The following is a 20,483-nucleotide window of genomic DNA, read 5'->3' as shown; positions in this document are numbered from 1 at the left end:
GACCCGGGTGGAACGGCGACGGCGGACGGCGGCCGAGTGGCGTCCGCGCGCGGGGATGAAGAGGGATGTCACCAGAGCCAGGGCACGGGTGAGAAGGGCAGCGCTAAACTGGCGCATGCTGGCAGTTCCTTCGGTTAAAGGGTGAATGTTGCTGGCCGTGACCCCGGGCGGTAGGTAACCGTCGCGGGGTCTTTCGTGTTCAGTTGTGTGTTCGGAGAAAGGTTAGGGGGTTGGTGGAGGGGTGGAGAACGCTACGGGGGAGTAGGGTTCGGAAAAGACGCGCGGGGGTGCGTATGCGCTGGTCAGGGGCTTGGGTGGGGAGGGAAAAATCTGGCTGGCCAGGTTTTTCCATTGTCCGGAATGATTGGTTTTGAGGTTCTTTTTCCTGGGGTCTTTTGGGTAGGAAAAAGCCCCCGACCGAAGCGGGCGCGGGGGCTGGAGGCGGTCAGAGGCGGCTACAGGCCGGAACGCAGGCCGCTGAGCAGCGCCACCCACTGGTCCCCGGGGACGGAGAGGTGTCCGGCCTCGCGGTGGACGGTGTCGCGGACGTCAGCGCCCGAAGCGTGTTCGCGGACCTCGACGCACTGGCTTCCGTTGCTGCTGTAGCTGCTCTTGTGCCACTCGTTGCTCATGATGCTTCCAACTCCCTCAACAGCTGCCGGGATTCTCTGGCGGGCAGCGCGGACGCTAGACCTTTTCTTACCAGCGCCTCCACGCGTGGATGGCTGTCTGACTCCAGGATGACGTTTCCGGCGATGTAGTCGCTGGAGACGGCGACGCCCCCGTCTGCCAGCCGGAAGAGTTGGATGGGCGCGGTCACTCCCAGCATGAAGACCCCGGGAGGGAGCAGATAGACCTCGATCCCGCCTTCCTTCATCAGTCGCAACAGGTGCGACGCTTGTTCCCGCCGCACCTGGTCGGGTATGCAGGTCAGGGCGCTGTGTGGGAAAACAGCGGTCACCAGAGGGTCATGGTGATGTTCGCGCAGCACTTTGAGCCGACCGCACCGAGAAGCGACCCACCTGTTGACCTCACTGTCCGAAACCAGAGGTTGGCCGTCTTTGAACACCAGTCGGGCGTACTGCTCGCACTGAAGCAGTCCCGGTACAAAAGCTGGCAACAGCAAGTCGATGGCTACGGACTGTTCTTCCAGCCGGGCCACGTTCAACTGCCACACCGGCAGTTCCGTCCCCGAGGTCTGCTTGCGCCACGCCTTGAGGAGCCTGCCGTCCGCCTTGAGCATCCGGTCCAGGGCCTCGGCGGTCTCCACCCTGGGCGTGAACTTCCCCGACTCCCACCGGGACACGGACGCGGGTGACGTGCCCATGTCGAAGGCCAGCTGTTTCTGCGTTCTCCCGGAGAAATCGCGAAACGTTGTGAGCAGGGAGGAGAAGTGATCTTGCGTCACCCTGCACAACTTACAGAGCCGTTGCGCCCCCTGTCATCCGTTCTCCGGAAAACGACAGACGCTGGAGATATCCCGGGCCCTGTGGCGAGGTTGGATACAGGTCACGAACCCGCAGGTAATTGCGGGCTGTTCGTGACTATGTTCCGGAGGATGGTGATTTCAGTTGGGATCAGTGACAAGCATGCAATCGCGTCGCGGCGGTGCGGGTTCGGGTTTCCAGGACGGCGGCGGCACCGGGCGTTTCCCCCTGCCCCGCAGGGGAGTGGAACCCCGCGACAGGGCACCCCTGGTGCTGGACCAGCGCTGGAGCAGCCTCGGTACCGCGCTCATCATCGCGGGACGTCCCGACCAGGCCGCCCTGGTGCGCCACAGGGTCTCCGCCCTCTCCGCCCTGCCGCCGCTGGCTAGGGAAGCGGCCCAGGAACTGGCCGGCGAGGTGTTCAACAACGCGATCGCGCACACGCGCAGCGGCCTGTCCGGGGGCGAGGTCATCGTGAGCGTGCACCGGCTCCCCGGCCGCGTGCAGGTCAAGATCACCGACCAGGGGCCGGTCGGCGAGGACACCGCCACCACACCGTGCGTGCGGCCCCCCGACCCGCTGCGCGTGGGCGGGCTGGGAATGCGCCTGGTCGCCGCGCAGGCCAGCCGGTGGGGCACGCTCCACGAGGGCGGCCGGACCACGGTCTGGTTCGAGATCGACCGCCCCGACCGCGGTCGCGACCGCTCCGCCGGGCACGCCGGGCGGTGAACACCTCTCCCGACCTGGACGCGCTCCTCACGGCGGGTCCCGGGGCCGACGGGTACCGCCCGCCTCCCGGGGTTTCAGAATCCGGGCCCGATCCTCGTACCGATTCGCCGGTGACGGCCCGGCCGTGCGCCGGTACGTTCCTCCTACCAGCACCCACGCGCGGAAGGAACCCAGGTGAACCTCCTCATCACCGGCGTCACCACCCAGTCCTCGATCGCCTACGCGATCGCCGAGGAGGCGATGGGGCAGGGCCACCAGGTGATCCTGACCAACCCGCCCGGCAGGCAGCTCTCCATCCTGGAGCGGGTGGCCAAACGCCTCCCCGCCGAACCCGTGGACATCCTGCCCATGGACGTCACCGACCCCGAGCAGGTCACCGAGACGGCGGGCAGGGTCGCCGCCCACTGGGACCACGTGGACGGGCTGCTGCACTCCATCGCCTACGCCCCGGGCGACGCGCTGGGCGGCAACTTCCTCAACACCTCCTGGGAGGACGTGGCCACCGCGATCCACGTCTCGGGGTACTCCCTGAAGGCGCTCGCCGTGGGGTTCCGGGAGCTCATGGCCGCCGCCCCGCACGGCGCCGGGGTCGTCTCCCTGACCTTCGACGCCTCCCGGGCCTGGCCGGTCTACGACTGGATGGGGGCGGCCAAGGCCGTGCTGGAGAACTCCACGAAGTACCTGGCCCGCGACCTCGGCGGCGACGGCATCAGGGTGAACGCCGTCAGTGCGGGGCCGGTCAAGTCCCTCGCCGGCGGCTCGATCCCCGGGTTCGACCAGATCGCGGACGGCTGGGCCGAGTCCGCGCCGCTGGGCTGGGACACCAAGGACGCCTCCGCGGTCGCCGGTCCCGCGCTGTTCCTGATGTCCCCGGCCGCGCGCGCCGTCACCGGCACGACGCTGCACGTGGACGGCGGGTACCACGCGATGGGCGCGCCGCTGTAACCCCGGGAGCCGACCCGGAGGGGGAGGGCGTCCGCGCCGGTCACCACGCGGGGGGACATTTGCGGACGTTCCTGCTTTCCGCTGAGCGGGCCGACCCGCGCGTGCTACGGATGGACCCGTTCGCTGCCGGTCCCTCCTCCTTCTTCCCCGGGAACCCCCATGATGACAATGCTGCTCGTCCTCGCCGTCCTGGCCGCCATGGTCGGCGGCGCGGTCCTCGCCGTAGGCAGGTTCCGCGTCGACGACGAATCCTCGGGGGGCGCCGTCAGTGTGGTCGTCGCCCCCTGTGTGCTCGCGCTCTACCTCGCGGCGGCGGCGATGGGGGTGGTGATCGGCTGGGAGAACTTCACGGGGGCCGGGGACGGGCTGACCGAGGAGACGGGCGCGGCCGACGCCCTGTACTGGAGCACCACCACCCTCCCCGAGGAGGAGGCGGAGCTGGTGCGCCAGCAGTTGCGCGCCTACATGAGCGCGGTCGCGGACAGCGACTGGCCGATGATGCGCGCCGACGGCGAGCTGAGCGAGGAGGGCGACGAGGCCCTGGCCGACCTGGCCGCGTCGGTGCGGGCGCTGTCGGTGTCCGACAGCGGCGACGGCCTGGACCGCCTGACCGCCCGCCAGGAGCTCGCGGAGCTCAGCGACGCGCGCATCCAACGCGCCGACGCGGCCGGGGACGGCATCCCGTTCGTCCTCAACGGCATCGCGGCCCTGTCCGCCGTCGCGGTCGCGGTGCTGCCCTTCGCCATGATCCGGCGGGGCTCGACCGTGGCCTACTTCTGGGCGTCGGCCAACCTGGTGTTCGTGTTCGCCACGATCCTGCTGCTGTTCTACCTGGGCAACCCCTACAACGGGGCCCTGGCGCACGACGCGGGCGCCATCCGGGACGCGCTGGCCGGGTTCGAGCGGATCGACGCCTCACTCAGCCCCCAGTAGGGGCGAGCGGGCCGACGGGCCCCGGACGCGTCTTCGGGGGCCGCGTCCGGGGCCCGTCCGCTGGTCCCGGGCGCAGCCCCGGAGCCGGTCAGCCCGGGGAGCGCGTGGCGGCGCGGCCCGCGCCCGCGGCGACCACGGCGATGACGACCACGAGCACCACCATGGTGCGCATGGGGGTGAAGGCTCCGGCGGCCTGCGGCGCGGAGTGCGGGGAGAGGTCGGCCAGCACCTGCTCCCGGACGGCCCGCTCCGCCGGGGGCGGGGCCGACGGGGACGCCGACGGCTGTTCGGGCCGGGCCGCGCGCTCCCGGGCGGGTTCGGCAGGGGCGGCGGCCTCCGCCCCGGACGGCGCGGCCCCGGGCCCCTCCGCGGCCGGGGGAGCGTGCTCGCCGGGTGCGGGCGGTGCGGGCTCCCCGGGCTCCGGCTCGCCGGTCCCCGGGGGAGCGGGCGGTTCGGGTTCGGGGTAGCCGGGCTCCTCAGGTGCGGGGGGCTCCGGCTGCTCGGGGCCCGGCGCGCACGGCGGCGCCTCGCCCGCGCGCACCACGACCCGCACGCCGTTCGCGCACACCAGGACGTAGGACCCGGGGGAGACCTCCACCAGCGCGCCCGGGGTCTCCACGCGGACCCCGCCGGGGCCCGCCTCCACCCGGGAGTTCCCGTCGTCCACGCTGACGCCGGCGCCGTCCGCGTTCACCTGCGGGACGGTGTCCGCCGCGCCGACCAGGGAGGCCGTCTCCAGCGGTCGGGCGGGCGGGTCGTCAGGGGCGGGCGAGGAGGAGGCGCCGCAGCCGCAGGAGAGCAGGAGCGCGCCCGCCGCCAGTAGCGAGGGCAGAGCACGGCGTGAGGGGGGCATGGTACTCCTGGTGTCGCTGTCGGCACTACGGGTGATCGTACGCGGTCAGTCCGGACCCTACACCCAGGAAAGCGCCCCCCGCGGTCCGCCCGACAGGGAGCCCCGCCGCCGGAGCCGACACCGGAGTCGGCAGTGGGGGCACGGCCGCGCGGGTCAGGGGGAGTGCAGGCGCAGCACGGCGTGCTCGGCCCAGTCCGGCGGCCTGGTCAGGCGGGAGACGAGCACCATCGTCCCGAAGGCCAGCGGGACGGTCCACGCCGCGGGCTGCGCCAGCAGCACCGACAGCCACCCGACCGGGGGCGGCAGCAGGATCGACCACCCCACCGCGCCGGTCGCGGTCACGGCCCCCACGGTCAGTCCGGACGCGGCCCCGGGCAGCGTCAGCCGCCGCCACCAGATGCCCAGCACCAGCAGCGGGCAGAACGTCGAGGCCGCCACGGTGAACGCCCACACCACCAGCACGTTGATGTCGATCAGCCGCGCGGGCAGCGCCAGCAGCACCGCCACGCACGCGCCCACGGCCACCGCCAGGCGCAGCCGGGGCACGCTGCCCTGGAACAGGTCGTGCGACAGCCCGCCGGCCAGGGCCAGCAGCAGCCCTGAGGAGGTGGACAGGAACGCGCCGAACGCCCCGGCCGCCACCAGCGCCGTCAGCACCGTCCCCACCGAGCCCGGCACCGCCTGGGCGGGCAGCACCACCGTGACCGTGTCGGTGCCCTGGAGCAGCACCAGGTGCGGGGTGAGCACCCGCCCGAGCAGCCCGTACACCGTCGGGAACAGGTAGAACAGCCCCAGCAGGGCGATCACGCCCACCGCCACCCGGCGCGCGGTCCGCGCCGTGGGGCTGGTGTGGAAGCGCATGATGACGTGCGGCAGCCCCATGCAGCCCAGCGTGATCGCCAGCAGGGTGGACCACGTCTCGAACAGCGGGTACCCGCCCACGTCCAGCAGCGGCGAGCTCCACCGCTCGCTGCCCAGCTCCGGCAGCCCCGCCGGGTGCGGGATGGGCGCGCCCTCGGGGAACACGTACTCGGTGCCCGCCTCCACGCTGTGCTCCCCGGCCGCGAACTCCACCCGTTCGCCCCCGGGGGCGGTCACCGTCACCGGCTCGTCCAGGCCGAACCGGGTCCCCACGGTGAACTCCACCGGGGTCGCCTCGGGGAAGTGCGTGCCCCACTCGGGGTTGAGCGCCTCGGCCCGGGTCTGCGGACCGGCGTGCACCACCAGGTAGACCGCCGGGACGGCGATGAAGGCCAGCTTGACCACGTAGTGGAAGGCCTGCACGTAGGTCGCCGACCGCATCCCCCCGGCCGCGATCGAGGCGCTCACCACCAGCCCGGCGAGGAGCACCCCCACCCAGTACGGCGTGCCGCTGACCAGGGACAGCACCACACCGGCGCCCTTGAACTGGGGCACCAGGTACAGCAGCATGATCACCAGCACCACGCAGCCGCACAGCTTGCGCAGGCGCGGCGCGCCCAGGCGGTACTCGGCGAAGTCGGGCACGGTGAACGCCCCCGACCGGCGCATCGGTCCGGCCACCAGCGCCACCACCGCCACGTAGCCCGCGGCGAATCCCACCGCGTACCACATGGTCCCCAGGCCGTTCTTGAGCAGCAGCCCCGCCAGCCCCAGCACCGATGCGGCCGACAGGTACTCCCCGGCGATCGCCATCGCGTTCCAGTTGGGGGAGATCCGCTGCGAGGCCACGAGGAAGTCGGAGGTCGAGCGGGCCGCCCGCACCCCGTAGACGCCGATGACCAGACTGGTGAGCAGGACCAGCCCGATCGCCAGGACCGCGATCACCACGTGCGCCCCGTGTCCGCACCGCCCGCGGGCCCCGGCCTCCTCGCGCCTCCGGGTTCGCGGCCGCGCTCCGGTACCCGCGCGGCCTCCGCCCGGTCCGCGGCGCTCTCTGCCCGGTCCTCGATCCGCTCGGCCGAGCGCACGTGCCACAGCGCCAGCCCGAACAGCATCGGGTAGACCGCCACCGTCAGCAGCAGCCACGACAGCGGGACCCCGCCCGGGCGCACCTCCCCCAGCGAGGGGAAGAGCGCGAACGCGCCGCTCATCCCGAACAGCAGCGCTGACAGCACCGCCACGGTGCGCACGGCGGTCCGCCGCTGGGCCCGGAACAGCGCGCGCGCCGCCTCGGTGTCCACCGGCTCCGGGATCGGCAGCAGGTGCTGCGCGGGCCGGTTGCCCCGGGCCAGCGCGATCCGGGTCTGCGGGCTGGTCAGCTTCTCACGGCGCGGACTCACGGCGCCTGCTCCCCCTCACCGTCCCGAGGCCGGGAGGCGGGGCCGCCCTGGGCGTTGGCGGACCGGCCGAGCTGGTCGCGCCGGGCCGCCTCCAGCAACTGGGCGCGCAGGTGGCGGCCGTGGCGGCGGCTCACCGGCACGTCCCCGGCCGGGGTGCCCGCCACCAGGCCGGACGAGGAGGTCACCCGCAGGTCGCGCACCCACGGGATGGCGATCAGGAACCCCCGGTGGACCCGGACGAACCCGGCCGAGGCCCACACCTCCTCCAGGTAGGACAGCGACAGGCGGATGAGGTGGCCGCCGTCGGCGGTGTGCAGGCGCACGTAGTCGCCCTGGGCCTCCACGAACTGCACGTCGTCGCGCTTGACGAACACCGTGCGCCTGCCGGTGTCGATCTGCACCACGTGCAGGTCCTCGGCGGGCGGGGCCCCGCCCCCGGGTCCGCGCAGCTGGGCGATGCGGCCCACCGCCTCGGCCAGGCGCTCGGGCCGGATCGGCTTGAGCAGGTAGTCGACGGCGCCGATGCCGAAGGCCTCCACGGCGTGGGCCTCGGAGGCGGTCACGAACACGATGGACGGGGGCTCGGACAGCACGCTCAGCACCCGGGCCACGTCCATGCCGTCCAGGCCGGGCATGAGGATGTCCAGGAACGCGGCGTCGATGGCGGTGGTGCCCAGCAGCCGCACGGCGGTGGCGCCGTTGTCGGCCGCCAAGACCTCCGCCACCTCGGGCATGTCGCCGAGCAGGGACGCCATCTCCTGGCGGGTGGAGGCCTCGTCCTCGACCACCAGCACCCTCAGTTCGGGCTTCAACGCGCCACCACCCCCCTGGTGAACCTGGGCACGCGCACGGTCACCTTCGTCCCCTCCCCCAGCGCGGTCTCGATCACCAGACCGTACTCGGGTCCGTAGACGGCGCGCAGCCGCTGGTCCACGTTGGCCAGGCCGACGCCGCGCGACTCCGGGCCGGTGCCCGCCAGCAGGGAGCGGGCCAGGTCGGGGTGCATGCCCACCCCGTCGTCCTCGATCTCGATGACGCACAGCGGGCCCTCGCCGAAACCGGAGACGCTGATGTGGCCGCGGCCCTCCTTGCGCTCCAGCCCGTGCCGGATGGCGTTCTCCACGATCGGCTGCACGACCAGGAAGGGTACGGCCACCGGCAGCACCTCGGGGGCCATGCGCACGGTGATGTCCAAGCGGTCGTGGAAGCGGGCCCGCTGGAGTTCGAGGTAGGTCTGGGTGGCCTCCAGCTCCTCCGAGAGGGTCGCGTAGTCGCCCTTCTCCGAGAAGCCGTAGCGCAGGTAGTCGGCGAAGTCCGACAGCAGGTGGCGGGCCCGGTCGGGGTCGGTGCGCACCAGGGCGGCGATCACCGCCAGGGCGTTGTGCACGAAGTGGGGGGAGATCTGCGCCCGCAGGGTGCGCAGGTCGGCGGCGGCGATCCGCGCGCGGGCCCGCCGCAGCGCCGCGTGGTCCAGGCAGTCCGAGACCAGCGCGGCGGCGGCCTCCACGTCGGCCTCCACGGGACGGCCCGAGGCCACCAGCGCGCCGGAGATCTCGTCGGCCACGGTCAGGGGGACCGCGCACGCCGACGCGCCGTCGGGCAGTCGCACCCGTGCGTTGCTCCCGTACTCGAAGACCTGGGAGAGCAGGCCCTCGACCTCTGAGGGCGCGGGGCTGGTTCCGTGCGCGGCGACGGGGCCGTCCAGGTCGGCCAGGACGACGCCGTCCACGGCCAGGAGCTGGCGCAGCCGTCTGGCGGCCGAGGGGACCCTCCGGCCGTGCAGCCCGTCCCGGAGGTCGACGCCGAGGGCGTGGACCTGACGCATCAGCTCGACGCTCGCCCGCTGCTCCGAGGACGCCGGGCGACGTCGGGAGGGGGACACCCGCGACAGCCACCGGTATGACACGGAACGACCCTATCCCAGCGGACTGTGTCGGTGCTCACGTGGCCGGGGTCACCTTTCGAATCGTGACGCAAACGCGCGCTCGTGCCGAGGGCGGAAGCCGGGCCCGCCACCGGCAGCGGTGGCGGGCCCGGAGAAGCAGAGCCGGTTCGGGCGTCCACGGGGTTCCCGTTTTCCGGACGCCCGAACACGGGCCGAAGCGAAGCGGGGGCCCAGAGGGAGCACTGCCTAGTGGTTGGCCGCCTTCTCCGCGCCCGCGCCGGTCAGGGCGCGGACCTGGAGCTGGGCGAACTTGTCGAAGTCGCGCTCCTTGGACGACAGGGTTCCCGCGACCGCGCACAGCAGGCTGATCGGCACCGACACCAGGGCCGGGTTGGGCAGCGGGAACCAGGCGAAGTCCGCGGTCGGGATGAGCGCGGTCTCGCTGCCGGAGACCACGGGCGAGAAGAACACCAGGCCCACGGCGCTGATCAGGCCGCCGTAGATGCCCGCGAGGGCGCCCCGGGTGTTGAACCTCTTCCAGAACAGGCTGAGCAGCAGGGTCGGCAGGTTCGCCGAGGCCGCCATCGCGAACGCCAGCGAGACCAGGAAGGCCACGTTGAGGTTCTGCGCGAACACCGCCAGCAGGATCGCGACGACACCGACGCCCAGGGCGGACAGGCGGGCGACCCGGACCTCCTCGGCCCCCGTGGCCCTGCCCTTGCGCAGGACCGAGTTGTAGAAGTCGTGTGCGATGGAGGACGAGGAGGCGATGACCAGGCCCGCCACCGTGGACAGGATGGCCGCGAAGGCCGCCGAGGCGATGACAGCCAGCAGGACCGCGCCCGCCATCTCGCCGCCGATGCGCTCGCCGACCACCTGGGCGAGCTGCGGGGCCGCGGTGTTGCCCGCGCCGTCCTGCGCCGTGATGGCCTCGTGGCCGACGATGGCCGCCGCACCGAAGCCCAGGACCAGGGTCATCAGGTAGAAGGTGCCGATGAGGCCGATGCCCCAGTTGACCGACTTGCGGGCGCTCTGGGAGTCGGGGACGGTGTAGAAGCGGATGAGGATGTGCGGCAGGCCGGCCGTGCCCAGCACCAGGGCCAGGCCCAGACTGATCAGGTCCAGCTTGTTCCACAGGGTCTGGAGCGGGTCGCCCGCGACCTCCACCCCGTAGCGCAGTCCGGGCTCCAGGAAGCCCTCCTGGCCGCTGGCCGCTGCGGCGTCGCTCATCAGCGCGCCGAGGTTGAACCCGTACAGGGACAGGGTCAGCACGGTGAGCAGGGCGGCGCCCAGCATGAGGATGAGGGCCTTGATGATCTGCACCCAGGTGGTGCCCTTCATACCGCCGAAGGTCACGTAGATGGTCATCAGCAGGCCGATGACCACGATGCCGACGATCTTGGCGGTGGCGGCGTCCATGCCCATGAAGGTCTGCCCGGGCTGGATGCCCAGCAGCAGGGCGATGAGCGCGCCCGCGCCGACCATCTGCGCCAGCAGGTAGAAGATCGACACCACGATCGTGGAGACCGACGCGGCGGTGCGCACCGGGCGCTGCCGCATCCGGTAGGACAGCACGTCGCCCATGGTGTAGCGGCCGGAGTTGCGCAGCAGCTCCGCGACCAGCAGGAGGGCGACGAGCCAGGCGACGAGGAACCCGATGGAGTAGAGGAAGCCGTCGTAGCCGAACAGCGCGATCATGCCCGCGATGCCCAGGAAGGACGCGGCGGACATGTAGTCGCTGCCGATCGCCAGGCCGTTCTGGAGCGGGGAGAAGCCGCGCCCGCCCGAGTGGAAGTCGGTGGCGGAGCGCGTGCTGCGGCCGGCCCAGACGGTGATGCCGAGCGTGGCCGCGATCATGAGGACGAAGAGGACGATGGTGATGACGCGGCTGCTGTCGCTGACCGTCTCGACAGCTTCCTGGGCGAGGTTCATCGGCCGCCCTCCTTGTTCGCCGCGTTGTAGTGGAGCTCGTCGCGCAGCTCGACCGCCTGGGGGTCGAGCCTGCGGCGCGCGTAGTTCGTGTACAGGACGGCGATCCCGAAGGTCGACGCGAACTGCAGGACACCGAAGACCAGGGCGACGTTGACGTTGCCGAAGAGCACGACGCCCATGAGGCCGCGGCCGAACGCGGACATGAGCACGTAGAGCAGGTACCACGCCATGAAGGCGAGGCTCATCGGGAAGACGAACCTGTACAGCCGCCGCTTGAGCTCGGCGAAGCGCGGGTCGCCGTGCATGGTGACGTAGGCCTCGGTCGCGATCGCGTCGCCGCCTCCGTCGCCGTCGGGCGGCGGGGCCGGGTCCTTCGTCGGCCGGTCTGTTGACATCCTCTACCTCCGGGGGGATTACCGTGCGTTCGGCGGCGACGGCGCCGCTCTTGTGTGATCTGCGTTACGGGGAACTGTAAGGAGCGGCACTACCGCGATGGAGGGGGCTCGTGCGCACGCGCGCCGAACGCGGGGGAGGAGCGTCGAACGGTCGCCCAGCGCGCGGTGAGCGGTCGCCTGGCGCGCCGAACGGTCTCCGAGCGGCTCCGGTCCAGACCACGGGCCCCGAGGCGCACGCGCGCGGAGCCCGTCCCGCGGGGGTTCCGGCGTCCGGGGAGGGGCCGGGGGCGCCCGGCCCCCGCCCGCCCCCGGTGGTGGGACACGCCTCCACCGGACCCGGAACGCCCGTCCGGCTCGGGGCGTTGTAGCTTGTGCACCATCACCGCCGCCGCGGACGCCCGCGGCGGCGCGTTCCGCGATACCCCGGACGAGGTGCGCCGTACCCGGTGACGACAAGACGGCGCGTTGGACAACGCGCGTCGCACGTCACGGAGGTAGGCATCATGGCCTGGATCGTTCTGGTGGTCTCGGGGTTCCTGGAGACCGCGTGGGCCCTCTCGCTCAGCGCCTCCAAGGGCTTCACCCGCCTGTGGCCGTCGGTGGCCTTCGGGGTCACCCTGTTCCTGAGCATGGCCGGTCTGGCCTACGCCCTGCGCACCATCCCCGTCGGGACCGGCTACGCGGTGTGGGTGGCCATCGGCGCCGTCGGCACCGCTCTGGTGGGCATGTTCTTCCTCGGCGAGGGCTTCACCTGGGCCAAGCTGATGTGCCTGGTGCTCATCGTCTCGGGCGTGGTGGGTCTCAAGCTCCTGCACTAGGAGTGTTCCGCGGACGGGCGGTCTCCGCGTCCTTCCGGGGCCGTGTACAGGGCGACGGGGGCCGGGAGGCGCCGCGGTGGGAGCCGCCCCGCCGCCGATCGAGGTGGACGGCGTGCTCCAGATAGCGCTCGACCAGGGACGCCGCCACCGGATTGTGGCCCCGGACACGGAGCAGCCAGCGCGGCGCGATCCTCTCGTGGAGCCACAGGAAGCCGATGGTGAACCCCGTGCTCAGCATGGCCTGGAAGGCCAGGAAGGACAGCAGCGGCTCCCCCAGCACGGTGCCGCCGCCCAGCGCCCACGCCACGGCGCAGGAGTCGATCAGCCGGGAGAGGGGGAACGCCACCAGCCAGTACACCGCCATGGGCGCCACCGCGCCGACCTGGAAGACACCGCGCGCCAGCAGCACGCAGTACCCGGCGCCGAACAGGGCCAGGGGCGCCCCCAGCCCGGCCGAGAGGGCGAGGGCGACCACCGGGGTCAGCCCGGCCGTCGCCGCGACGGCCGTGGCGAACAGACCGGCCACCAGGCCGATCAGCGCACCCGGTAACGCGATCTCCACGTGGTCGAGCAGGGGCCTGCCCGAGGGGAGGGTGTCGGAACACGTCATCAGTCGATCACGACCCCGAAGGCGAACAGCGAGTAGAACAGGGCGCCGAGGTAGAACACCGCCGCGAAGGCGATGACGGCGTTGGAGAGGACGCCCGGCCGGATCGGCTTGGGCAGCGTGATGTTGTTGACCAGCAGCAGCACCACGCAGTAGGCGCCCATCGCGAACGCCGACAGGAACGCCAGCACGTCCAGGATCGCCGCCGGGCCGTCGGCGGGGCCGAAGAGCAGGACGACGATTCCGAAGGCGATCAGGCCCCACAGGAAGAGGGCGTACAGCCTCGACATCCCGATCTTCCTGGCGCCCGGCACGAAGTTGAAGGTCATGTCGGCCTGGCCGCGCGAGAAGGAGTCGAACAGCCCCAGTGTGGCGTTGAGGCCGATGAGCGCGATGAAGCAGAAGAACACCGTGCCCAGCACCGGGCTCCCGGCCGCCGAGAAGGAGGCCGCCATGGCGTCCAGCGCGGCGTCGCGGTCGCCGTCGCGCAGCAGGTCGGTCACGTTCGGGTCGAAGCGGGCCGAGGCCTGGGCCAGCACGGTGAAGGAGATCGTCACCAGCATCGTGATGCCCCAGAACAGGACCATCGCGTCGAAGGTGACCCAGCGCCGCCAGCCCTTCCACTTCTCCATCTCCGAGGCGTCGGAGGTGTCGAACATGAAGCCGCGCGTGGGCATGGCCTCCTGCTCGCCCGCGTGCCGCAGGCCCCGGATCTTGGGGATGTGCGAGCCCATCCCGGCGCCCTTGTCGCGCAGGTGCAGGGTGTACCACATCTGCTGCATGCCCGAGGGCCCGGCGAAGGCTATGGAGCCCACGATCACGGGGAACCACAGGGCCGTGGTGGCCTCCTCCGGCAGGTAGCCGAACGCGAACATCCCGGTGAGGGTGGAGGTGAGGTCGGACAGGTCGCCCACGATGGCCGCGATCACGGCGCTGCCCACCACCAGCATGCCGATGCAGATCGACAGCACGTTCTCCAGCAGGTTGTAGATGACCTTGGCCAGTGTGAACACCACACCGACGAGGAGCATCCCGGCGACCGCGGTCGCCTGCCAGGGGATGCCGGTCACCCGTTCGAAGGCCGAGGCGCCCGCGGAGAGGTGTCCCGGCCAGATGTAGACCAGCATCGCCGTGACGAAGAAGAACCACATGAGCGGTTTGAACACGCGCGCCGCGCCGTAGAAGATGCTCTCCCCGGTGGCCATCGCGTAACGCGACATCTCCAGCATGACCACGGCCTGGAGGGTGACGCCGACCAGGAACAGCCAGCGGATCTCGGGGCCGAACACGAGGACAAGCCTCGGCCACATGTAGGACTCGCCCATTCCCACGCCGAGGGCGACGAGGAACACGGTGGGGCCCAGGATGTGGATCGAGGGCGGCGCCTTGGGCAGGGGGCGGATCGGCATCGGCTCCAGCCGGCCCGCCTTCCACACGCGCTCCCCGGGCGGAGCGCCGCCGGGGGCGGACGGGTCGGAGGCGGCCTCGGCCCCGGGGGGAGCGGCCTGCCTCTGGGCGGGGACGAAGGGCGGCTGTGCGCCGGTGGGGGACTGGCGGACCGGTTCGGGCGTGCCGCCGGTCTCGGGGCGTGAGGAATCCATTGCTGGGAACTCCCTGTGGGCTGTGCGGATGCGAGCTGCTTGCTGGCATGGCGCCCCCGGGTGGTGCGGACTCCTCTCTGCCGTACGCACGGGTGAGGTCACCGCGACGTAGTGGCTGCGTCGCGCGGTGTGGGACCCGGCGGCCGTGTGGCGGCGGCTCCGTGGCCGCCGGGTTCAGGGGTGGTGCGCGTTGCTGCGGGCCCGGGTCGGGGCCGCAGCGCCGACCGGGCACTGGGTCAGAGTAGTCCCGCGGCGCGGGCCCAGCGGTACTTCGCGCCGAGAATCTGCACGGGTTTCTCGGTGGTGTACGGGAAGGCCACGACGCCGTGGTCGAACAGGTACCGGGAGGCCTCCTCGACCTCGGTGTCGCCCGAGAGCGAGGCGACCACGGGCTTGTCGATCCCCTCGGCCCTGGCCTCGGCCACCACGTCGGCGACCACCTTCGCGAAGACCGTCGGCGGCGTGATGATGGTGTGCCAGTAGCCCAGGATGAGCGCGTGCACCCGCTCGTCCTCCAGGCCCAGGCGGATCGTGGCCTCGTAGGTGGAGGGCGGCTCGCCGCCGGTGATGTCCACCGGGTTCCCGGCGGCGCCGAAGGGCGGGATGAAGGCCCGGAACGAGGCGTCCAGGTCCGGCGGGATCTCGTAGAGGCTCATCCCGTTGTCCACCACCGCGTCGGAGAGCAGCACGCCCGACCCGCCCGCGCCGGTGATGATGACGACGTTCTCGCCCTTGGGGGTGGGCAGGACCGGCAGCGCGCGGCCGAACTCCAGCAGCTCGTTGAGCCCGGGGGCCCGGACCACGCCCGCCTGACGCAGGATGTCGTCGTAGACCTTGTCGTCGCCCGCCAGCGCGCCGGTGTGCGACCCGGCCGCGCGCGCCCCGGCGTCGGTGCGCCCGGCCTTGAGCACGATGACGGGCTTGTGCGGCACGACCTCGCGGGCGGCCTCGACGAAGGCGCGGCCGTCCTTGAGGTCCTCCAGGTGCATGGCGACGGCGTTGGTGTTCTCGTCCTGGCCGAAGAAGGTGAGCAGGTCGTCCTCGTCGATGTCGGCCTTGTTGCCGACGCCGACGATGGCCGAGACGCCGGTGCTCGTGCTGCGGCTGTAGCCGAGGATGGCCATGCCGATCCCGCCCGACTGCGAGGTCAGGGCGGTGCCGCCGCTGACGTCGTAGGGGGTGCAGAACGTCGCCGACAGCTTCTCGGGCGTGTAGTAGTAGCCGTAGATGTTGGGCCCGAGCAGGCGCACACCGTGCCTGCGGGCGACGGCGAGCACCTCGTCCTGGAGCTCCTGCTCGCCGGTCTCGGCGAACCCGGAGGGGATGAGGACCGCCGCGGCGACCCCCTTGGCGCCGACGTCCTCCAGCGCGCCCGCCACGAACTTGGCGGGGATCGCGAAGACCGCCACGTCGACCTCGCCGGGGATGTCGAGGACGCTGGCGTAGGCCGTGCGGCCGTACACCTCGGGGGACTTGGGGTTGACCGGGTACACCTCGCCCGCGTACCCGCCGTCGACGATGTTCTTGATGACGGAGTGGCCGATCTTGCCGGGCTCGTTGGAGGCGCCGACGATCGCGATCGACAGCGGCTTGAAGACCCGGTTCATCGCGGAGAGGATCTCGTCCCTTCCGAACCGCGCGGGCGGCTCGGGCGGGGCGAAGTCCAGGACGAAGCGCAGGTCGGCGGCCACGGCGGAGGCCGGTCCGGCGAAGACCGGGTTGAGGTCGGCCTCGGCGATCTCGGGGAAGTCGGTGACCAGGTCCGAGAGCCTGCTCACCACGTCGGCCAGCCGCTCCCGGTCCACGCCGGGGCGGCCGCGCACGCCGCGCAGGACCTCGGCCGCGCGGATGCCGTCGATCTGGGCCAGCGCCTCCTCACGGGAGACCGGGGCCATCCGGAAGGCGACGTCGCGCAGCACCTCGACCAGGACGCCGCCCAGCCCGAAGACCACGATCTTGCCGAAGGTGGGGTCGGTGGTCGCGCCGACGAGGACCTCGACCTCCGGCCCGCCGCCGACCTGCTGCTGGATCTGGACCCCGTCGACGCGGGCCCCCGGGGTGTGGGCCAGGGCGTTGGCGGTGATGCGGTGGTAGGCCCCGGCGACCGCTTCGGCGCTGTCCAGGCCGACCTCGACGCCGCCCGCGTCGGTCTTGTGCAGGATGTCGGGGGAGACGATCTTGGCCACGACCGGCAGGCCCAGCTCACCGGCGAGTTCTGCTGCCTCCTCGGCGGAGTGCGCCAGCGCCTCGCCCGGGACGGGGATGCCGTAGGCGTCGGCGAGGACGCGGCCCTCGGGGGCGGTCAGGGCGGTCCTGCCCTCGGTCCTGGCGCGGTCGAGCACCTCGCGGACCGCGGCGCGGTCGTGGTCGGGGCGGTCGGGGGTGTAGGCGGCCATGTGTTCAGATCACTCCGTTCGATGCGAGTTCGGCCAGGTCCTCGTCGGACAGTCCCAGCTCGCCGCCGTAGACCTCGGCGTTGTGCTCGCCGAGCAGCGGGGAGCGGACGACGTCCACCGGTGAGTCCGAGAGCCGGATCGGTGAGGAGACCGTGTCGTAGGAGCCCCGCTCGGGGTGCTCGACGGTGGTGACGACCCCGTTGGCCCGCAGGGTGGGGTCGTCGATGATCTCGCGGGTGGACATGATCGGCCCGCAGGGGATGTTGTGCGCGTTCAGCGCGGCCAGCACGTCCCACTTGGGGATCTGGCCGGCCCACTCCTCGATGAGGGCGAACATCTTGTCGAGCTTGTCCAGCCGGGCCTCGGGGGTGGCCCACTCGGGGTCCTCGGCCAGCTCGGGGCGGCCGATGAGCCGGGTGATGGGCTCCCAGCCGGCGGGCTGGACGATGACGTACACGTAGTCGTTGGGACCGCCGGGGGAGGTGCGCACGGCCCATCCGGGCTGGCCGCCGCCGGAGGCGTTGCCGGAGCGGGGGACCTCGTCGCCGAAGTCGTCGTTGGGGTACTCCGCCAGCGGCCCGTGCGCCAGGCGCTGCTGGTCGCGCAGCTTGACCCGGCACAGGTTGAGCACCGCGTCCTGCATGGCGACCTGGACCCGCTGGCCTCGGCCGGTGTGGGTGCGCTGGTACAGCGCGGCGAGGATACCGGCTACTGTATGCATTCCCGTGCCCGAGTCACCGATCTGGGCGCCCGTCGCCAGCGGCGGGCCCTCCTCGAACCCGGTGGTGCTCATGGAGCCGCCCATCGCCTGGGCGATCACCTCGTAGGCCTTGAAGTCGGCGTAGGCACCGGGGCCGAACCCCTTGATGGAGGCGTAGACCAGCCTCGGGTTGGCCTCGGCGAGCACCTCCCAGGTGAAGCCCATGCGGTCCAGCGCGCCGGGGGCGAAGTTCTCCACCAGCACGTCGCTGCGGCGCACCAGGTCCAGGAAGATCTCCTTGCCCCTGGGGCTCTTGGTGTTGAGGGTGACGCTGCGCTTGTTGGAGTTGAGCATCGTGAAGTAGAGGCTGTCCACACCGGGCTTGTCCCGGAGCTGGCGCCGGGTGATGTCGCCCGTGACCGCCTCCACCTTGACCACGTCGGCGCCCATCCATGCGAGTATCTGCGTCGCCGACGGGCCCGACTGGACGTGGGTCATGTCCAGGACGCGGACCCCGTCGAGTGCCTTGCCCATGACTCTCTCCTTCCTGGCCAGGGCTACTTGTACATGGTCTGGTTCATCGTCCCCGGGGCGTAGACCTCGGGGTCGATCCAGACGTTGATCAGCGAGGGCTTGCCTGACTCGCGGGCGCGGCGCAGCGCGGGGGCGATGTCTGCCGGGTCCCGGACCTCCTCGCCGTGGCCGCCCAGCATCCGGGCGAACCCGGCGTAGTCGACGTCGCCCAGGGTGTTGCCGATACCGCCCCGGTCCGCGCCGTACTTGGCGATCTGGCCGTAGCGGATCTGGTTCATCGAGGAGTTGTTGCCCACGATGCCGACGAAGGGCAGGTCGAACCGGACCAGGGTCTCGAAGTCCCAGCCGGTCAGGCTGAACGCGCCGTCGCCGAAGAGGGCCACCACCTCCTTGTCCGGGCGGGCGTACTTGGCCGCCATCACGAACGGGACGCCCACGCCCAGCGTTCCGAGGGGCCCGGGGTCCATCCAGTGGCCCGGCGACTTGGGCTGGACCACCTGGCCGGAGAAGGTGACGATGTCGCCGCCGTCGCCGACGTAGATGGAGTCCTCGGTGAGGAACCGGTTGATCTCGCTGACCAGCCGGTAGGGGTGGATGGGCGTGGAGTCGGAGGTGAGCAGGTGCGCCCGCTTGTCCAGCGCGGCCTGCTCCTGGGTGCGCAGCTCCTCCAGCCAGGTCTTGCGGCTCCGGGCGCCGTTGTCCCCGTAGCCCGAGGTCGCCTGGAGCACCGAGGACAGGATCACGTCGGCGTCCCCGACCAGCCCCAGGTCCACGTCGCGGTTCTTGCCGACGGTGGCGTAGTTGAGGTCGATCTGCACCACCGTGGCGGTGGGCGAGAGGCGCTTGCCGTAGCCCATCCGGAAGTCGAAGGGGGTGCCGACGATGATGATCAGGTCGGAGTTGGTGAAGGCGTAGCGCCGGGAGAGCTGGAAGTGGTGCGGGTCCCCGGGCGGCAGGGTGCCCCGGCCCGCGCCGTTCATGTAGGCCGGGATGTTGAGCGCGCGCACCAGGTCGGTGGCGGACTGGGTGGCCCGGGTGGTCCACACCTGGTTGCCGAGCAGGATGCTGGGCTTCTCGGAGCGCACGATCAGGTCGGCCAGCCGCTCGATCGCGGCGGGGTCGCCCGCCTGCCGGGTGGAGGCGCGGTAGCGGCCCTTGGCGGGGACGCGCGCCCGCTCCACGGGCACCTCGGCGTCCAGGACGTCGCGGGGGATCTCCAGGAAGGCCGGGCCGGGGGCGCCGCTGTTGGCCTCGCGGAAGGCCATCGAGACCAGGTCGGCGACCCGCTCGGTGTGCGGCACGGTGGCGGCGAACTTGGAGATCGGGTTGATCATGTCCACGTGCGGCAGGTCCTGGAGCGAGCCCATCTTGTGCTGGCTCAGTGCGCCCTGGCCGCCGATGACCAGCATCGGGCTCTCCGCGCGGTAGGCGTTGGCGATGCCGGTGACCGCGTCGGTGGTCCCCGGCCCGGCGGTCACGACGGCGCAACCGGGCTTGCCGGTGACGCGGGCGTAGCCGTCGGCGGCGTGCGCGGCGACCTGCTCGTGCCGTACGTCGACCACGTCGATGCCCTCGTCGGCGCATCCGTCGTAGATGTCGATGATGTGTCCGCCGCAGAGCGTGAAGATCACGTCGATCCCCTCGGCCTTGAGGGCCTTGGCGACCAGGTGGCCGCCGGAGATCGTGGTCTTCTCGCTGCTGGTGGACTCGCTGGTTGCCTTGTCGGCCATCGGTACGCCGACCCCTTTCGTGCGGGTGTGCGGGATGTGTCCTGCGGTGGCTCGTGAGGTGCGACCGGCTTCTGTAGGCGGGATACTGTATACCGTGTGCATCACATTGGAGCACGGTGCCGCGCCGGTGTCCAGACCCCGTACGGGGCGGGTGCGGACCGGACCGGGAGCGGGCGCCGGAGCAGGGCCGCCACAACGGCCGCCGCGCCGCAGAGCGCGCCGGACGCGGCCGGGCCCGCGGGCCACGCGGAGGCCGGTGCCAGGGCCAGCAACCAGCCGTCCACCAGGTGTGTGCAGGAGTGGTAGACCAGCCCCGCGCCCAGGCCGCCCAGGAGGCCGTAGCCCAGGACGGCGGCGGGGAGCGGCGGGAAGGCGCCGAGTGAGACCAGGGCGGCAGCGCACAGCAGCGCGCCCGCCTGGACGGCCGGTCCGGCCCGCACCGCTCCCCGTGCCCGGAGCCGGTGCAGCGCCGGTGCGCAGGCGCCCTGCACCAGGGTCCACGCGAGGAAGGGGGCCAGAGCCTGGGCAGGGGACCAGCCGTGCGCGGCCACCAGCGAGGGGACCGCGGCGCCGTAGCCGAACTGGAGTCCGCCGACCGCCGCCGCGGCGGTCAGCGCGCGGAACAGGATCGCGCGGCGGGACCGGCCGGTGAGCGCGCGGGCCGAGGGGCCCACCGCGTAGCTCCTGCCGCGCCAGTCGCGCACCTCCTCCGGGAGGGGGTGCGCGGAGGAGGGGGC

At 72.0% G+C, this 20,483-nt stretch carries 18 protein-coding genes, 1 pseudogene and 1 riboswitch; of the genes and pseudogenes, 4 read left to right on the top strand and 15 right to left on the bottom strand.

Annotated elements, in window-relative coordinates; translation table 11 throughout:
* Positions 1-455: 455 nt before the first annotated feature.
* Together ABD54_RS27410 and ABD54_RS18135 are read right to left on the bottom strand one after the other, a co-directional pair.
* Positions 456-632, bottom strand: coding sequence for a DUF397 domain-containing protein (locus ABD54_RS27410; RefSeq protein WP_082166883.1), 177 nt, complete (start codon positions 630-632; stop codon positions 456-458).
* Complete coding sequence (locus ABD54_RS18135) at positions 629-1,408, bottom strand: helix-turn-helix transcriptional regulator (RefSeq protein WP_047870695.1); 780 nt, start codon at positions 1,406-1,408, stop codon at positions 629-631. The genes ABD54_RS27410 and ABD54_RS18135 overlap by 4 nt, the downstream gene beginning before the upstream one ends.
* Positions 1,409-1,589: 181 nt before the next feature.
* Between ABD54_RS18135 and ABD54_RS18130 the strand changes: the two genes are divergently transcribed.
* From ABD54_RS18130 to ABD54_RS18120, 3 genes are all read left to right on the top strand, one after another.
* Complete coding sequence (locus tag ABD54_RS18130; protein WP_047870692.1) at positions 1,590-2,156, top strand: ATP-binding protein; 567 nt, start codon at positions 1,590-1,592, stop codon at positions 2,154-2,156.
* A 174-nt stretch (positions 2,157-2,330) separates the two neighbouring features.
* Entirely contained in the window at positions 2,331-3,101 is a 771-nt protein-coding gene (gene fabI, locus ABD54_RS18125) for an enoyl-ACP reductase FabI (RefSeq protein ID WP_047870691.1), read from the top strand.
* Positions 3,102-3,260: 159 nt separating this feature from the next.
* On the top strand, positions 3,261-4,034 hold the full coding sequence (locus tag ABD54_RS18120; RefSeq protein ID WP_047870690.1) for a DUF4239 domain-containing protein: 774 nt from the start codon (positions 3,261-3,263) through the stop codon (positions 4,032-4,034).
* 88 nt (positions 4,035-4,122) lie between these two features.
* Here the strand turns inward: ABD54_RS18120 and ABD54_RS28010 are convergent, their stop codons facing one another.
* The 7 genes from ABD54_RS28010 to ABD54_RS18085 form a co-directional block, all read right to left on the bottom strand.
* Positions 4,123-4,887 (bottom strand): hypothetical protein, encoded by a 765-nt coding sequence (locus ABD54_RS28010; RefSeq protein WP_047870689.1) that lies wholly within the window; start codon positions 4,885-4,887, stop codon positions 4,123-4,125.
* A 153-nt stretch (positions 4,888-5,040) separates the two neighbouring features.
* Positions 5,041-6,696 carry a cation acetate symporter gene (locus ABD54_RS18110; protein ID WP_053063609.1) on the bottom strand — a complete coding sequence of 552 codons (1,656 nt, stop codon included), beginning with the start codon at positions 6,694-6,696 and terminating at the stop codon, positions 5,041-5,043.
* Positions 6,690-7,148, bottom strand: a complete 459-nt coding sequence (locus tag ABD54_RS18105) for a hypothetical protein (protein ID WP_047870688.1) — start codon at positions 7,146-7,148, stop codon at positions 6,690-6,692. Before ABD54_RS18105 ends, ABD54_RS18110 begins: the two co-directional genes overlap by 7 nt.
* The gene (locus tag ABD54_RS18100; protein WP_047870687.1) at positions 7,145-7,960 is read right to left on the bottom strand and encodes a LytTR family DNA-binding domain-containing protein; all 816 of its coding nucleotides are present in this window, start codon (positions 7,958-7,960) and stop codon (positions 7,145-7,147) included. The genes ABD54_RS18105 and ABD54_RS18100 overlap by 4 nt, the downstream gene beginning before the upstream one ends.
* On the bottom strand, positions 7,957-8,973 hold the full coding sequence (locus ABD54_RS18095; protein ID WP_047870686.1) for a sensor histidine kinase: 1,017 nt from the start codon (positions 8,971-8,973) through the stop codon (positions 7,957-7,959). Before ABD54_RS18095 ends, ABD54_RS18100 begins: the two co-directional genes overlap by 4 nt.
* Before the next feature lie 306 nt (positions 8,974-9,279).
* The gene (locus tag ABD54_RS18090) at positions 9,280-10,965 is read right to left on the bottom strand and encodes a cation acetate symporter (RefSeq protein WP_047870685.1); all 1,686 of its coding nucleotides are present in this window, start codon (positions 10,963-10,965) and stop codon (positions 9,280-9,282) included.
* On the bottom strand, positions 10,962-11,360 hold the full coding sequence (locus ABD54_RS18085; RefSeq protein ID WP_047870684.1) for a DUF485 domain-containing protein: 399 nt from the start codon (positions 11,358-11,360) through the stop codon (positions 10,962-10,964). The genes ABD54_RS18090 and ABD54_RS18085 overlap by 4 nt, the downstream gene beginning before the upstream one ends.
* A 400-nt stretch (positions 11,361-11,760) precedes the next feature.
* Positions 11,761-11,827: riboswitch (guanidine-III (ykkC-III) riboswitch) on the top strand.
* A gap of 36 nt (positions 11,828-11,863) precedes the next feature.
* Here ABD54_RS18085 and ABD54_RS18080 point away from each other — a divergent pair.
* Positions 11,864-12,178: a multidrug efflux SMR transporter gene (locus tag ABD54_RS18080; protein ID WP_047870683.1), complete on the top strand. Its 315-nt coding sequence runs from the start codon at positions 11,864-11,866 to the stop codon at positions 12,176-12,178.
* Here ABD54_RS18080 and ABD54_RS18075 read toward each other — a convergent pair.
* From ABD54_RS18075 to ABD54_RS28005, 6 genes and pseudogenes are all read right to left on the bottom strand, one after another.
* On the bottom strand, positions 12,162-12,788 hold the full coding sequence (locus ABD54_RS18075) for a hypothetical protein (RefSeq protein ID WP_047870682.1): 627 nt from the start codon (positions 12,786-12,788) through the stop codon (positions 12,162-12,164). The genes ABD54_RS18080 and ABD54_RS18075 overlap by 17 nt on opposite strands.
* Positions 12,788-14,386 carry an Nramp family divalent metal transporter gene (locus ABD54_RS18070; RefSeq protein ID WP_047870681.1) on the bottom strand — a complete coding sequence of 533 codons (1,599 nt, stop codon included), beginning with the start codon at positions 14,384-14,386 and terminating at the stop codon, positions 12,788-12,790. Before ABD54_RS18070 ends, ABD54_RS18075 begins: the two co-directional genes overlap by 1 nt.
* A 236-nt stretch (positions 14,387-14,622) precedes the next feature.
* Entirely contained in the window at positions 14,623-16,782 is a 2,160-nt protein-coding gene (locus ABD54_RS18065; RefSeq protein ID WP_047870680.1) for an acetate--CoA ligase family protein, read from the bottom strand.
* A gap of 4 nt (positions 16,783-16,786) precedes the next feature.
* The gene (frc, locus tag ABD54_RS18060; RefSeq protein WP_047870679.1) at positions 16,787-18,016 is read right to left on the bottom strand and encodes a formyl-CoA transferase; all 1,230 of its coding nucleotides are present in this window, start codon (positions 18,014-18,016) and stop codon (positions 16,787-16,789) included.
* Between the two features lie 23 nt (positions 18,017-18,039).
* Positions 18,040-19,746 carry a thiamine pyrophosphate-binding protein gene (locus ABD54_RS18055; protein WP_047870678.1) on the bottom strand — a complete coding sequence of 569 codons (1,707 nt, stop codon included), beginning with the start codon at positions 19,744-19,746 and terminating at the stop codon, positions 18,040-18,042.
* A gap of 101 nt (positions 19,747-19,847) precedes the next feature.
* A pseudogene (locus ABD54_RS28005) lies at positions 19,848-20,483 on the bottom strand (MFS transporter); the annotation flags it as partial.

It is taken from the genome of Nocardiopsis sp. RV163, assembly GCF_001029525.1.
Lineage (GTDB): Bacteria > Actinomycetota > Actinomycetes > Streptosporangiales > Streptosporangiaceae > Nocardiopsis > Nocardiopsis dassonvillei.
The sequence above is the reverse complement of the archived record's forward strand: the minus strand, read 5'-3'. Positions and strand labels throughout refer to the sequence as shown.